Genomic DNA, 14,748 nt, shown 5'->3' with positions numbered 1-14,748 from the left:
TTTTATAACATGCACGTAGTGTTTGCAGGACGTGGATCTGTCGTTTGAAGTCTGATTTTATCTTGTTCCAAATCAGATTTCATCTTCATTTCCACCTTACCAATTTTAGACAAAAGCTCATCATCACTCAGCTGCTTCGGATTGCCAATCTTATCCAGCCTCTTTCTAGCCGAGTCATAATAGGCTGACAAGTGGTTACCACTGTGCAATGGCTTACCTGAGCTTAAAGAGTCTGCCTGACGCGTCGGTAGCGCCACACCATTCTCGTTTCGATTGATATCATATATGCCCCGACTGGTTGCCTCTTTAATAACGGGATGATCGCTCAGTTGTTCGGCAATAAGATGGTGGCCCGCATACCACTTTGGACATGGCCGGCCTGCCTTTTTCATATTGCGCTTCACTGCCCGCCCATTTTCCAGCCCCAGAGGATCCGTCCACTCAACAGGGTTAGGGGCATATCCATGGGCATTAAATCCACCCAGCAACCCTAATGGATCCCTCGATATGAATCGCCCGATTTCCGGATCGTAGTAACGATAACGGTTGTAGTGCAGCCCGGACTCGTCGTCATGATACTGCCCCTGGAAGCGGAAGGGGTTGCGGATGCCGGCTTTTGAGGCGGCGTCGGCGATGACTTCGCGCGCCTGGCCCCAGGCCTGGTAGTCCATTTCCAGCGCGAGCAGGCCTTGTTCGTCAGTCAGCGCTTGCGGGGTGCCCAGATGGTCGGTGTGATAGTAGTAGACTGCCTTCGGTGCTTGCGGCTCAGGGCCGGCCTGCCGCAGCGGGTCCTTGTCCGGGTCGTAGGGGTTGTGCTGGCTCCAGGCTGGCACTTTGACGCCGCGAATGGCGTCGGTGTGCACCTGGGCCAGCGGCACGAAGCTGTCCGGCTCGAACAGATAGTGCACCGCTTCTTCGTCGCGGGTTTCGAAGGCCAGCACGTCGCCATCCCAGCCGTACAGCGTGGCCTGGCCCTGGCTGATCTTGGCGATGCGGCGGCCCAGCGGGTCGTAATGGTAGTCGGTGCGCTGGCCGTCCGGCGCGGTGAGGCGGGACAGGCGGTTGTGGCTGTCCCATTCCAGCTGGGTGAGGCTGCCGTTTACGCGTTTCTCTACTAGATTGCCGCGGCTGTCGTAGCGGTAGTGGCGACCGGCATACTGGCTGAGCAGGTTGCCCATCAGGCTGTCGTCCTGATGGCCGTCGGCGGCCGGGGCGTTGTCCAGCAGGTTGCCAGCGGGGTCGAAGCGGAAGCTTTCCACGCCCTTGGGCGTGGCGGCTTCCAGCAAGCGGCCGACCGGATCATAGCGGTAATTCAGCTGGCCGCTGCGATTGTCGGCGATGCCGACGAGTTGGCCGGCGGCGTCGTATTGGTACTGGCGGCTCCACTGCGTCGCGCCCATCAGCCGCTGGCTGGACAGGCGGCCGGCCTTGTCGTAGGCCAGGGTCTGCTGCAGCGCATTGCCCAGCACGCGCTGGGTTTCGCGGTGCAGCTTGTCGCGCTCCAGGTTGAAGATGTCGCGCTGGCCGAACAGCAGGCCGTGCACGTGGCCGCTGCCGTAGTTGAGCACGTCCACGCGGTGGCCGTCCGGACGGATGGTGGCGATGCGGTTGCCCAGCTTGTCATGCTCGTGCTGCCAGCGGTAGGTTTCCTTGACGCCGGCTACGTGGTAGCCGTGGTGCTCCTCTACGACGTTGCCGACGGCGTCGTACACCCAGCGCAGGCTGGCGTAGCGGTTCTTGGCCTGGAACAGGCGTCCGGCTGGGTCGTAGCCGAAGCTTTCCTTGCTGTTCGGCGCACTGCGCTCGATCAGGCGGCCGGCGCGGTCGTAGCGGAAGTCGGTGGCGACATCACCTTCCACTTGCTGCGATAGGCGGCCGGCGTTGTCGTAGACATAGCGGGTGGCGCTGCCGTCGAAGCCGGTTTCGGTCGTCAGACGGCCGCCGTCGTCGTAGTCGAAGCGGTAGTAGCGGTGGTTTTCGTTACGCAGCGCGATGAGGCGGCCCAGCTTGTCGTACTGGTAGCCCAGGCTGTGGCCGTTGGCGTCGGTGCGTTTTTGCAGCCGGCCGGCCTTGTCGTATTCGTAGTGGGTGCCGCGGCCCAGCGGGTCGGTGATTTTCAGCAGGCGGGCTTCGGCGTCATGCTCCAGCTGGGTGGCCTGGCCGTCCGGCTGGACGATGGCCTGCAGCGTGCCGTTGGCGGCGTACTGATAGCGGGTGGCATTGCCCATCGCGTCGACGATCAGCAGCGGGCGGCCGCGTTCGTCGTACTGCCACTGGGTGGCGCTACCGGAGCAGTCGGTATAGCTCTCCAGCAGACCGTCCGGACGATAGGCGATCTTCTTGGCGCCGCCCTTGGCGTCGGTGATGGCCACCGGCAGACCCTGCTTGTTGTACGCGTACTTGGTTTTATGGCCGAGGGGGTCGGTTTCCTCGATCAACTGGCCCTTGTCGTCGTAGGCACGCAGCCATTTCTCACCCATCGGGTCGATGATTTCGACCAGATTGTCCTGCTCATCGTAGGTGAAATGGACTTCACTACCATCCACACGCTCATGCCACATGAGATTACCGTTGACATCATAGGCGAAGCTATCCTGAGTGCCATCAGGATGGAAATGACTGAGCAGCTTCTTGTCGTCATCGAATTCAAACCATTCTTCTTTATGGTCCGGATAGACGATGCGGTAGTTGTAGCCCTTTTCGTCGAAGTAGTACTCGGTGGTGCGGCCATAGGCATCGGTGACATAGGTGAGATCGATGTTCTCGTCCCAGGCCAGGCGTACATCCAGGCTGCCGTCGTCGGCGTATTCGCGGATGGCGCGGGCGTCCAGATGCGTACCATCCCACTCCAGCGTGATACCGCGACCGGTGCGGTCGGTATACCGCGTCAACAAGTGGTGCTGGTATTGGTACGTCCAGCTTTGGCCATTCTCGTCAGTGGCCGACAGCAGATCGCCGGCGTCGCCGGCCAGTTGCGGGATGTCGCTGTAACGGTATTCGGCCAGCGTGCGTTGCGGCAGGCCGGTTTCCAGATTCTGCAGGGTGGCGCGGGTGACGCGGCCAAGGGCGTCGTGGCTCAGGTCCACCACGTAACCGGCGCTGCTGACCAGCTGGCTGAGGCGGCCGTCGCGGAAGTTCATCGCAATGCTGTTGCCGGCGCGGTCCTTGATCAGCGCCAGGCGGAAGCTGTCGCCGTGGCGCTCGTACAGCTGGATCAAGTCATGGCCGAAGGTCTGCGACAGCAGGGTGTCGGATAGGCGGGTGAGAGTGAAGCCCTCGATGCCGTCCTTGTGCGACTCGCCTTCCGGCAATAGCGGATATTCCAGCGTGCGGCCGCTGTCGTCGTGGAGTTTCAACAGCTCACCTTCAACGTCGAAGCGCGCAGTATAGCCAACACTCCAGCGAGCCCCGAAAATCCCCGCTTGATCGTTTCCATCAAAGTTTGAACGATATCGCCTAGTCCAAACGATGGGTAACACACCCGACAAAGCAAAATCCATGTGTTGCAACGACTCTTCGCCAAACGCATAGCCGATAGAGCCCCCGGAGGCAGCACAAGCACATTTAGGTCCAGGTTTAGCCAGCCGCTTAAACTTTGCAGATACTTCATTCGCTATCTGAGCGACCTTCTTCTTAGCGGTATTCGTCACTTTTGTGGCAACCGCTGCGGCCTTTTTCGGTAAGTGCTTGAGGAAGGCTTTCAGCAACTTATCCAGCAGAGGCTTCAGGTGGCTGCTGTACATCTTCATCAGCATGTCCACCAGCATGCCCGCCCACTTGGCCATAGCCGCGCCCAGCCGCTGCATCAAGCGGGCGGAAACCGTGCCTTTCAGGATGGAGTCGATCTGTTTGGCGGCGGCTACCGTCATGCCGGCGGCTACCTCGGTGCCGGCATCGGCAGCGGCCTGATTCAGCGAGTGCAGATGGGCGCTGATCGTGCCCCAAAAGCCCTGGTCATTGGTTTTATTTAGGTTGTACCTGACTGGCGCGTGCTTGACGTTCTTTTGCACATAGGCACCGAACTTGCCGCTGCCCAGACTGGTCAGCAGTTCGCCCATGCCGGCGATGATGGTGGCGCCTTTGGCGCCGCACACCTGTAGCTCGCTTTGAACCTTGCCATCTACATACTTTACCCATTCAGCGGGCGAGTTGCGGTAGCTGGCCGGCAGCATGGTAACCAGCTTGGCCGCCAGGCCCGCTTCGATCTCGCCCTTGGCCCAGTCTTTGCCGGCGCGGCGCAGGCTGGTAGCACACAGCTTCAGCGTGGGCCGCGCGCCCATCTTGAACAGGCCGCCGGCAGCCGGGATCACGCCGATCAGGTCCACACCGAGGAATAGCCAGTCGAAGACATCCACTTCCTGGTTAGCGCGGGATTTTTCCGACATGTCGACGATGTCGACGATGACGTCGCCGATGGAAATCAGGTTGCCCACCACCGGCACAGCAGAGGCGATGGTCTTCAGGCTTTCCACCGATAGGTGGCCGTCGCTGATGCTGCGCAGCCATTGATCGAAGTCTTTGCCCGTCTGCTGCAGCGCCTGGGCTGCGGCTTGAGGCGTGGCGGGAATAACGGCTACGGGACGGGCGAGGGCTGCGGTCGTCATGATGGCGAGTATCTTTTAAAGTATTTTCTTGAGCAGGTCGGCTGCGTTCGGGGCTGTGGCGGCGGAGGAAGCCAGTTGCTTCACGTCACGCGCCTGCTGCAGCATGGCCTGCGCCTGGCCGGCCACTTGCTTGGCCTGGTCCAGCGCATTCTTGGCTTGGGCGAGCTGGCCGGCGGCCGCGGCGACGCCCGGCGGCATGGTCTTGCCCACCAGGCTGGAGAGCTGGCTCATCGCCTGCTTTTTCACCGCATCCCCGCTTGCCAGTTGCTTCACTGCCTCTTCCGGCTGCTCCACGAAGGGGAAGATGTCGGCCTTGTCCTTGTGCGGCCGGCCCAGGAAATCGACCTGGGCCGGCCCCACCGGCAAGCCATGCACCATCGCCTTGCCGGCTTCATCCAGCACGCCACTGTGTTTGACGCCCAGCGCGTCGGTGACGACGAACTTGCCCTGGTTCATCGAGAAGCCATTGGCGAACTCATGGACCACCTGCAGATTGCCGGTGCCAGGCTTGGCAAATGTCGGCGTGGGAGTGCTGAGGCTGGTTGGACCACTCAACTGGTGGCTGGCACCCTTGATGCTGACAGTGCCCGGACAGTGCACCTCGATATTGCCGCCGGCAATGCGGATATAGCCGCCGCCGCTGGTCAGCAGGATTTCCTTGCTGGCGGAGACTTGTATCTTGCCTTTAGCCGAGGTGATGGTCACATCCTGATCAGCGGTCAGCTCCATCATGTCGCTCTGCGCCTGGATCTGAACCTTGCCTTTGGCCGCGATCAGCTTCAGCGCCACCTTGTCCTTCACCCCCGCCACGAACAGACTGATGTGCTGGCCAACGTTGTGCAGCCAGCGCCGGCCAGTGGTGTGGTTGGCGTCGCGCTGGGCGACCAGGTTCAGGTTCTGGCCGGCCGATACGGTCTGGCTTTGCTCGGTTGCGCTTACGATGCCGGCGGGGCCGGACAGGATCAGCAGCGGCTGCTGGCCGACTTGGTCCTTGGCAGTCTTGCCATCCTTATCAGTATTGGAGCCGGCTTCCCAAGCAGCCAATGCGCCCAATTGATGCTGGAGATGACCCTCGGCCTTCTTTCCGGCCTTCGCGTTGTCGTTGCCGATCTCATCCGGCCCGATCTCCATCGCATCCGCCAACTGTCCGGTCGCGACCTCATCCAGCGCCTGGCTCAAAGCAACCGCGGATTGCAACTGGCCTTGGGCGTGCTCCCGAGCTAGTTGTTTGCCGCCGGCGCCGCTTTGCGCTTCGGTGGACAGCAGCAGGCCGTGGGCGGCGCGGATGGCGCCGTGGTTGTCGGTGCGCAGCTCGAAACCGTCGCCGCGCGGCTGGGCTTTGCCGTTGCTGCGCGGGTGGGCCAGGTAGCCCTGGTTCAGCTGGGTCTTGCCCGGTTCGCTCGACAGCTTGGCGCGCACTTCGCCGGGGGTGTCGTCGAACAACAGCTCGTTGTAGCCGCCGCCCTGATGTTCTTTGCTCTTGATGCCGGACAGGGTCTTGTTGGCCGGCAGGCTGCTGGCGCCGCTGAAGTCGGGCGTCGGGTGGCTGCCGTTGTACAACACACCGGTGACCACCGGGCGGTCGATGTCGCCTTCGATGAAGTCAACCAGCACTTCCTGGCCGATTCGCGGGATGAACTGGTGGCCCCAGCCGGCGCCGGCCGACGGCATGGCGACGCGCAGCCAGCAGGACGATTTGTCGTCCATCGCGGCGCCAATGGTCGGATGTTCGTCCGGCCGCTGCCAGTGGAACTGCACCTTGATCCGGCCCTGGGCGTCTGTGTGGACTTCTTCGCCGGCGGGGCCGACCACGGTGGCGGTCTGCACACCTCGAGATTTCGGCTTGGCCAGCTCAGTATCCGCGTAAGCCGGTGTCAGCGGAATGCCGCGACGTTGTGTCTGGATTCGAGTTGTAAACGGTGCCGCCCCCTGCTCTGCTTCGACATGCAGGGCCAGATCCTGAGGTAAATTATTGCGAACCTGGAGGCTTTGGCCAGTGACAACGAACTCTCGGTTTTCCGCCGCATCGCCATCATGAGCCGGATGGTCATCCAGGCGGAACCACTCGCCCGGCAACAGGCCGCGTACCGATCCGCTGCCGCTGAAAGACTTGGCCTGCAGATCGTTGGCTTGCTGCCGCAGTTCGGTGTAATGGCCCAGCTGCTCCTCGTCGCCGGCATAGTACAGGCCCGGCGCGTCGTACTGCGTCAGGCTGCTTTGCAGCAATTGACCAGCCTGGCCCTGCTCGACATGGCTGTCGTCGCGGCTTTGCTGGGTGTAGACCGGTTTGTAGTCGTAGCTGGCCAGCGCCGTGCCGCCCGGCACGATCTGACGCGCGGCCTCCCAGCCGGTGAGGCCATCTTCCTCCTCGGTGGCGTCGCTGCGATGGAAGCGCACTCGTTCCAGCTTGGAGGCGGGCAAGCTGTGGGCATCATCAAAGATGGCCAGTTCCACTTGCGGGCCGTTTTCATCCAGATGAACGAATCGCCAGGCGTAGCCTTCCTCATGCAGCAGCCTGACGATGAAATCGAAATCGCTCTCGCGATATTGCAGCGTATAGCCACGCGGCTGGGCAGGTTTGACTTGGATGTTCAGCGTCTGTACCCGGGCGAAGGCGGGATTGGCTTTCTGGTGTTCTTCTATGATCTGCTTGACGATGTCCGGGACGGACAAGTCCTGGAACACGCGGGAGGTCCTACGATGGCGCAGTAATGCGAACGGAGGCTCAACGGTCAACTCATACTTGGAGAAGCCGCCGTCCGATCCAGCCAGCTTGGCCTGACTGACCACGCCACAGCGTATGATTTCGTCGCCATCCGCATCTGCAATGCCGACTCTCGCCGGCAGACCGAGCAAGGTCTTCAGCTCGATATTGCCATCAGGCGACAGGCAGGTCAGCGTGCAACTGTAAGCGCGGGAAACGCCTTCATCGCCATCCAGGCTGAGCGGCAGCAGCTGCTCGGCAGCGATTTGTCCGGTTCCAAGTTGCAGCGTCAATATCCGGTGATCCTGGCCAAAGGCGGAAGCAAAGCTGGCCAACAATGAATTCAGGTCCATTTGACGCCCCAAACAAAAATACCCTCTGCCGAGGGTATGCTATATAGCATAAATAAGATTGTGATTTTATGGAGTGTTACAAACATCAACAAGACAGCCGCATATCATCAGGCACCAAACCTACACTAAAGAACAGGTGATCATGGCAAGCCTGAATCAGCCCAGCGTCCCTAGGCACTTGCGAGCCGTTGGAAATACTGCGTCTCAAGCTCTGCCCGCGATAGCCCGCTTTCGGAACCATTCAGGCGCTTCGGGTTGTACAACATCTCGATGTATCGCACATGTCGCGCCAGGCCTCCGCCCGATCGTGATGGGTATTTCGCTTGATGCGCTCACAAAAACAACCGCAGGACGAGACCCCTCTAGCCCTCGGGTAACTCATAGCGCTAAGTGACTGCCAGCGCATTCGGAATAGACCCCTAACCTCTGCTGACTGGTGGTATATGGTACAAACAGATCGCAATTGGGCCACCAATCATGCCGATGTACTCTCACGAATTCCCGCCCGTCAGTAGTGGTCAACTAGGCGCATTGGGCTACCACCGCTTCCCAGAGGCGTGGTAACTGAGCCTTGTGTCTGGTGAGCAGACTAAGTTTTCCTGAATCCATAACCAACTACTCTTCATGCAGGAAAACTCTCGCCGCTAACTGTGGCCGTGCCTCCCTCCCCTCCGTAAGAGCAATGCTCGCTCGCGATCATCCTCGGGATACCTTCTAGCTGTTGCACAAAAGCAACTTATACATTTGACATTGCATGAGACAACAACCCATCTCATCAGGCGTTGTGCATAAGGAAAAATACTTTTTTCTTTATCCTCTAGATGAGAAGCCCTCGGAAATGATGTTTTCCATCACTGATTTGGATATTATTTATTCTGACGGATAAATAAAAACACAAGAGATAAAGCGGTTTTACAATAAAAAATAAAGCACAAAAATCTATCCTTTTAGATAGGTTTTTATGCTTTATTTTTTAAGCTAAGGAAATTTTGCTTTGCGTGCTTTTCCTGTTGCACTCACTGCAGGAAGTGAGATTAACTTACAGCCTCACACTGGGATAGATGAAAAACGAGCCGATATTCGCATTTCAATACTGGAAGGTGATCCAAAAGAAATCACTTTCATGATTTCAAACATTGGAAATAGGCCGGCAGGAATATCTGGAATAGAGATTGAATCATCCCTCAAAAGTGGATCAGCAACTTGGTTTCTTCAAAGCGATTTAGATAAAAAGGTTCTGGAACCAGGCAAAGCATACATTATAAAAGCATCAAATGGTTCTTTAATTCCAGAACCAATACCTCATGAAGTAAGAGCCATGCTAGAGAAGAAGAAAATTAGCTTAGATCATCATCAATGCCAACTCGTCATTACCTATATCCAGCTCGATGGTGATAAGTACTATCTACCATATAATTTTCCATGCAATCAAAATAGCGCATGATCGTTAAAATGAATAGCACGACAGACTGGGCAGAGCTTGTACAGTCCAACGTTCACCCCGCAGATGAAGATTGATACAATTCACACAAAAAAATACAGAATAAGTAGCTCGCGCTAATCTCGCCCCTCATTTCTTTCTTTCAGCCGCTCTGCAATTTCGACATCAATGCTTTGATCCAATTCCTTCTGTCTCAGTTTCTCTTTTGCAGTCTTTCGATTTGCCAGCCAGAATAGCGGAAATAATACTCCTATCTTAACCAGAGCAAACAAACAATACTGCCATCCTGCATAACCAAAAACACATATGATTAAGCTAATAAATCCAGACATGCCAACAAAAGGAGCGGCAAAAGAGAATGCCGCCTCTATAAATTTATTCTTATAAAGGATAAATGACAAAAATAAAATTCCAACCAAACAGATAATAGTTTTGATTGGGCTGTAAAAAATACCTGACTCTATAGCACAGTTGATATTCCACTTGCCTACAAAGTAAAAGTCACACATCAAATTAGCCGGCATGCCAGAAGCCCACGCTGCAGGAATAGGCAGAAGCTCCATATTTAGCCACATTCCAAGCAAGGCAATGGCACATGAAATTAACCAAACCAACCAACTTCTACCCTCTATCAATCCAACCATCTTTAAAAGCCTTATTAAACACAATTTTTAACTACCGATTAACGTTAAGCCTCTCCAGATTCTAATTTAGCTGAACCATATAACCAAAATTGCCAACAAAGAAAACAGAATAAACATCCAATAAAGAATCTTTCCATTCCTGCTGCTATTTTTATATTGCTCTTGATCTAAACCTGGCGTCGCCATAGCTTCCTCAATTCTGTTGAACCATATTCTGTCCATTTTACCTGAATGGGTTGCTATAAAGCAGCCTCAATGTTAAATTGACTTTTGGTGCTCAACACACCTCCGTTAGCGGTGGCCCACGCCCGAAAGCCGTGGTTGTTCACGCCCTTGCATTGCATCCCACTCGCGCCCTTGCGCTCGCAATGCTTGGTCGGGCAAAGCCGTTTGGAGACATCGCTATGGATGTTCGTACTGTCGTTTCTCTTTCCCCTCCTCTTACTCCCCCTCCCCACCACGTATCGCGTGCATCGTTGCGCCTGCCCGCTGCGTATCGCCTTGCGTTTTTGACGGCGCAGTTTGCGCGTTTCATCGGGGAGGCTCGGCCATGAGTGCGGCGATGGATCAGCAGGTGAACACGCCGCTGCGGTTGGATTTCGCCAAGGGTTTGACCATGCGGGTGGTGCGGCGGCCGGAGGGGTTCTGGCTGGTGGCGGCGGAAGTGGCCGCGTCCATGAGGCTGGAGGTGAAGGATTTGCTGAAGGCCTTGGGCGAGCCATTGGGGCGGCCTTTGCGGCTGGCGGATGAGGCGGAGCCGGTGTTGTGCCTGTCCGAAGGCGAGCTGGACGAGGTGTTCCGCCGCATCAAGAAACCGGGCGCGCGGCGGCTGCGGCGCTGGTGGCTAGAGGAAACCCGCCCGGCCTTGCTACATGAGGCCGGCGCCGCCAATACGGCGGAAACCCTGCACCTGGCGCTGGCCCTCGCCGCGGAAGCGGCTCAGCAGGTCAGCCGCGCGGTGATGGAGGCAGTGCTGAGCGAACCCGGCCGCTGGCAGCATTCGCGCTGGGTGGTGGCGCTGGACTACGCGCCGCACAACAAGCAGCGCTGGCCGCATGGCAGGCTGATCGGCTTGAACTGCGACGTCTCCACGCTCAGCGGCATGGCGGAGCTCATCGCCCCGCCCGGCAAGATGCCGGCCACCAGCTCGGAGCTGCTCAAGCTGGCCACTGCCTGCCAGCTGCGTTTGGCGGAGCGGATAGACAAGTTCGCCAGCTAAGCGCGCCTCTCAATGAAAAACACCGCTTCAGGGTTGCGAAGCGGTGTTTTTGTTTCCTCTTCCATACTTCATGCTTGAATTCAAGGTGATGACAACAAATCCTAGTGTTTTAGAGGAAATCCTTTTTCTTCCTCAGTGTATTCACCTGAATATGAGGCCAGCGCGTCACCTGGCCATTTGAACCGAACATGAACTCAAAAAACAGCACCTGCTCATATTGCAGTTGCAATACCTCGCAGCCATCGCTGTCTATCACCGTTTCTATCCATAAATTCAGGTTCATTTCGGTAACGCTGGCGAATGTGCTCACAAATGGGATGTTTAAAACCCCGCCTTGTGGTCCGCCATTGTGTTTGCTGGTGAGTTGAATCAGCGTATATTTTTTGATGCGCTGATCTTTGATGGCATCCCGCAATCTTAAATCAGGGCGAACAGAATAAGGGTAATTTGGATGAGCGACAATCCGCTGAAAATACGTCAGATTGCTGTCAGGCTGGGTGGATGGCAATGACTTGTCAAATGCCCAGGCCGGCGCGGGCGCATCAAGATTGAGCGGCGCGGGCGGCGAGCCATCCCCCACGGACAGCAAGGCGGATGCGCCCATGCTGGGTGAAATGGCGAGCGGCGAACCCGCCAAGGGCACGGGGTTGGCGGCAATGGCTGCGGGCGCGATGGTATCGTCTTCCGGCGGCGGCGTGGTCGGCCACGATTGGGTGAAAGGCTGGGTCCAGCAATCGGCGCCGGTAGGATATTCCGGCTTGCCGGGAATGTCTGCCTGAAATCCGCCGGTGATCATGATTGCGCTGCCATGGGGTATGGTCCCGCTGCGCGCAATGGAATAAGGTGGCACATAATTTGGCCCATTGGCGCCGGCTCCAATGGCGATGCCGGGAAAACCGTTATCCGAGATAACGGATTCTTCAGTTGCCGCATGGTTGTACATCTGATTCATCCACAAATACATCCCGTCTTCTTCGTGAATGCCAACGCCGTCACTGACGCGTTGTATGCTTTGATTATATTTCACCGCGCCAGCAAACTGTTCGTTTGCGCCGCCCCGGTTTCTCACGCCGCCGTCCACCAGAGAGAACGTGAGCTCTTCTGTGTAGTTTTCACAAAGAAAGTGGAATATGCCAAAAATCGTTTCTGAATTGGTTCCCGGCGATGGCATACAGGTGGTATGCAATCCCCATCCCACATTCGTCTTGTCCGGGTTGTAGTTGACCCATGTGCCTTCCAACTGTTTCAGCACACCATAGTCAGCCTCCTGATTCAGCACTGCATCCGAATATTCCGGATAAGGAGGAGTTGGTGTTTGAACTATGTTATTTTCAGACATACAAACCTCGCGTGGTGATTGATTTAGACAAGGGCGGCATTGCTGAAAATTCAATAAAGCAAGAACAAACTGCATCAGGCTTCGGAGCCTTGTTGTAAAAATTTAAAAACATGTCAAAGAATGAAGGGCCATGGGCTATTCGTGACTGTGCGGTTTCCAAAGAGCAGCCAATGCAAGTCCTGACGGATGAGTTGGATACCGCACCTACGGCTAATGGTGCCCGCTTGTCGGCTTGCCTTTGCTATCCGGCAGCGCGATGCGGACGTTTTGCATCATGCCCTGGTCTTCATGGTCCAGAATGTGGCAATGCAATACGAAATCGCCGATATAGCGCTCGTAGCGGGTGCGTACGATGAAGGTGTATTTGCCCTTTTGCGGAGTCATGTCGGACTTGGAATCGCCGGAGTACAGGTTCTTGATCCATAGCGTATCTTTCCATACGCCTTTCAGGCCCACGTATTGATCGTCATCCTCATCCATGCCGCGCTGCATCTTGGGGCCGCTGATATCCCGGTTTTGCGGGTCCAGGATTTTGACTATCTGGAATGGATTGACGTGAATATGGAAGGGATGGCTGACAAAATCCGATGTCAGCGTCCATTCATCCACGCCGCCCAATGGCAACACGCGATCCATCCGCGATCCATCGTAAGGTTTGCCGTCCACCTGGAAAAACGCCTCCCCCTTCACCGAGGTATCGATATTGAAGGCTAGGGTCTGCTGGCCTGTCACTTCCGATGGCAGGATGTCGGCATGCGGCACGAAGCGGGTCAGCTTCATGCCCTGCTCCAGATCCGCCACCACCAGGCTGGCCACCTCGCGCGGGTAGTTTTTGCGGGCCGCCTTGATCAATTGCGCTTTCAAATAACGCTCGATCGCAGCGGGCGACGCATCCATTCTTCCCGCGCCGGCCTGGTTGGCGTGAACGATGCCCAGCAGGCGGGTATAGGGCGCCACGCGGTCCACATTGGAGCTTTTCACGCGATTGATCAGGCAGTAATCCCCCTCTTGAGGGAAGACCATCAGCGCATCCCAACGGTAGCCGGGCTGGAAAACCACACGGGTTTTCGCCATGGCCTGCCCCATCGTCTGGCCATCAGCCGCCACCAGCGTCAACGGCAACGGGTCGCCGGTGCACTCCTGCGCGACATAGTCCTGGCTGCCCTCCGCCGTCAAACCGGCAATGTCCCTTGCCGGATGGGACCGGCGCAACCTGAGCTCCAGCGCGATGGTGTCTCTTACCCCGCCATGGATCATGCGCCAGCGTTGCACCCGGCCCACGGTCGCATTCGGCAGCGAGCCCATGATCACGCCGTTGATGCTGGTATAGCGGCCTGACTTTTCCCATTTGCCCGGGCCGAACAGATCATAGCTTTCGATTTTCCCCACATCGTCGGCAGCGCAAAGGTAGCGGCCGTCCGAATCGGTTTTGACCTGGCCATCCTTATCTCGGCACGCATACTGGATTTGCTGGAATACCAACGTGCTCTCCTCGAACTGGCCATCAGCAGTTGGCTTCAGCAGGGTATCCAAATCGCCATGCCCCTTTTCGCTGTCACCCGCCTGGGGTTGCCGGTCGCCGCGAATGATCAAGGCGCCGGCCATGCCGCTGGACACCTGCAAAGCCGTCGATCCATGCAGATGCGTGTGATACCAGTAGGTTCCGGCCGGATGCTCCTGCGGAATGTTGTATTCATACTGGAATGCCACTTGGGGGAGGATGGAGATCAGCACGTTGTCGCTGTTGCCCGCCGGATTCACCCACAAGCCATGCGTGTGCAGATTGGTGCCGTTGAAGCAATGCGGCGTGTTGGCGCTGCCGCCCTGCGACACGCAGCTGGGATCGGGCGGCAGATTATTGTGCAGCGTCACGCGCACGGTCTGGCCCGGCTTGGCATCGATCAAAGGCGCGATGAAAGTCTGAGTCCAGGCTTTCCCATCCGTGCCCGCGCACTTTTGGCGGGAAGCGTCGCACCACTCCCGGTAGCCGCGTAGCTGGACATGGTCTCCCTTGCCCTTGCCTTCGGATGGATTATTGATGAAGCCATCCAGGTAGCGAATTTCCAGCTCCATATTGACGGTCTGCGGCGTCTCGGGCTTCAGCTTGAATTGCCCCGGCAAAGTCATCAGGTTTTGTAGTTGCAACGTCCCCTGCTTGGGTTTTACGCTCGCCGCGCCCGTGGCATTCAACAACGGCGGCTGTGGGATAGTCGGTAAGTCCTCTGCTGCCGCACAGCCGCCCCACACCAGCAACGGCATACCTTGCGCAGCAGCAAACAGAAGGGCGAATGCCCGCCTGCTCATCGGATATCGCATACCATTTCCTTGGCTATAAGTGGCGGCTGGCCAAGCTTCACGCATTCATCCAGAGCCAAAGGCCCATGTCGATGGCCGTCGCGATTAATAAATAGAGACAAACTCACTCGTAACATCTCCTTATCCTA

7 protein-coding genes and 1 pseudogene are annotated in these 14,748 nt (G+C 57.2%); 2 read left to right on the top strand and 6 right to left on the bottom strand.

Annotation, left to right across the window (positions count from 1 at the left end; all coding sequences use genetic code 11):
• Positions 1-2: 2 nt before the first annotated feature.
• From ACX17K_RS01180 to ACX17K_RS01170, 3 genes and pseudogenes are all read right to left on the bottom strand, one after another.
• A complete protein-coding gene (locus ACX17K_RS01180; protein WP_493773338.1) occupies positions 3-4,604 on the bottom strand; it encodes an RHS repeat-associated core domain-containing protein in 4,602 nt (1,533 codons plus the stop codon).
• 15 nt (positions 4,605-4,619) lie between these two features.
• On the bottom strand, positions 4,620-7,661 hold the full coding sequence (locus ACX17K_RS01175) for a type VI secretion system Vgr family protein (RefSeq protein ID WP_493773337.1): 3,042 nt from the start codon (positions 7,659-7,661) through the stop codon (positions 4,620-4,622).
• 170 nt (positions 7,662-7,831) lie between these two features.
• Positions 7,832-7,995: pseudogene (locus ACX17K_RS01170) on the bottom strand (IS3 family transposase); the annotation flags it as partial.
• 660 nt (positions 7,996-8,655) lie between these two features.
• On the opposite strand from ACX17K_RS01170, the gene ACX17K_RS01165 reads away from it, so the two are divergent.
• On the top strand, positions 8,656-9,105 hold the full coding sequence (locus ACX17K_RS01165) for a hypothetical protein (RefSeq protein ID WP_493773336.1): 450 nt from the start codon (positions 8,656-8,658) through the stop codon (positions 9,103-9,105).
• Between the two features lie 113 nt (positions 9,106-9,218).
• Here ACX17K_RS01165 and ACX17K_RS01160 read toward each other — a convergent pair whose 3' ends face one another.
• On the bottom strand, positions 9,219-9,746 hold the full coding sequence (locus ACX17K_RS01160) for a hypothetical protein (protein WP_493773335.1): 528 nt from the start codon (positions 9,744-9,746) through the stop codon (positions 9,219-9,221).
• A 550-nt stretch (positions 9,747-10,296) separates the two neighbouring features.
• Here ACX17K_RS01160 and ACX17K_RS01155 point away from each other — a divergent pair.
• Positions 10,297-10,965 carry a BRO-N domain-containing protein gene (locus ACX17K_RS01155; RefSeq protein ID WP_493773334.1) on the top strand — a complete coding sequence of 223 codons (669 nt, stop codon included), beginning with the start codon at positions 10,297-10,299 and terminating at the stop codon, positions 10,963-10,965.
• 109 nt (positions 10,966-11,074) lie between these two features.
• Here the strand turns inward: ACX17K_RS01155 and ACX17K_RS01150 are convergent, their stop codons facing one another.
• The gene (locus ACX17K_RS01150; RefSeq protein WP_493773333.1) at positions 11,075-12,379 is read right to left on the bottom strand and encodes a peroxidase, FMP-type; all 1,305 of its coding nucleotides are present in this window, start codon (positions 12,377-12,379) and stop codon (positions 11,075-11,077) included.
• A 135-nt stretch (positions 12,380-12,514) separates the two neighbouring features.
• Complete coding sequence (locus ACX17K_RS01145; RefSeq protein WP_493773332.1) at positions 12,515-14,620, bottom strand: multicopper oxidase family protein; 2,106 nt, start codon at positions 14,618-14,620, stop codon at positions 12,515-12,517.
• Positions 14,621-14,748 lie beyond the last annotated feature (128 nt).

It is taken from the genome of Chromobacterium sp. INPA-IVC, from assembly GCF_059047085.1.
The sequence above is the reverse complement of the archived record's forward strand: the minus strand, read 5'-3'. Positions and strand labels throughout refer to the sequence as shown.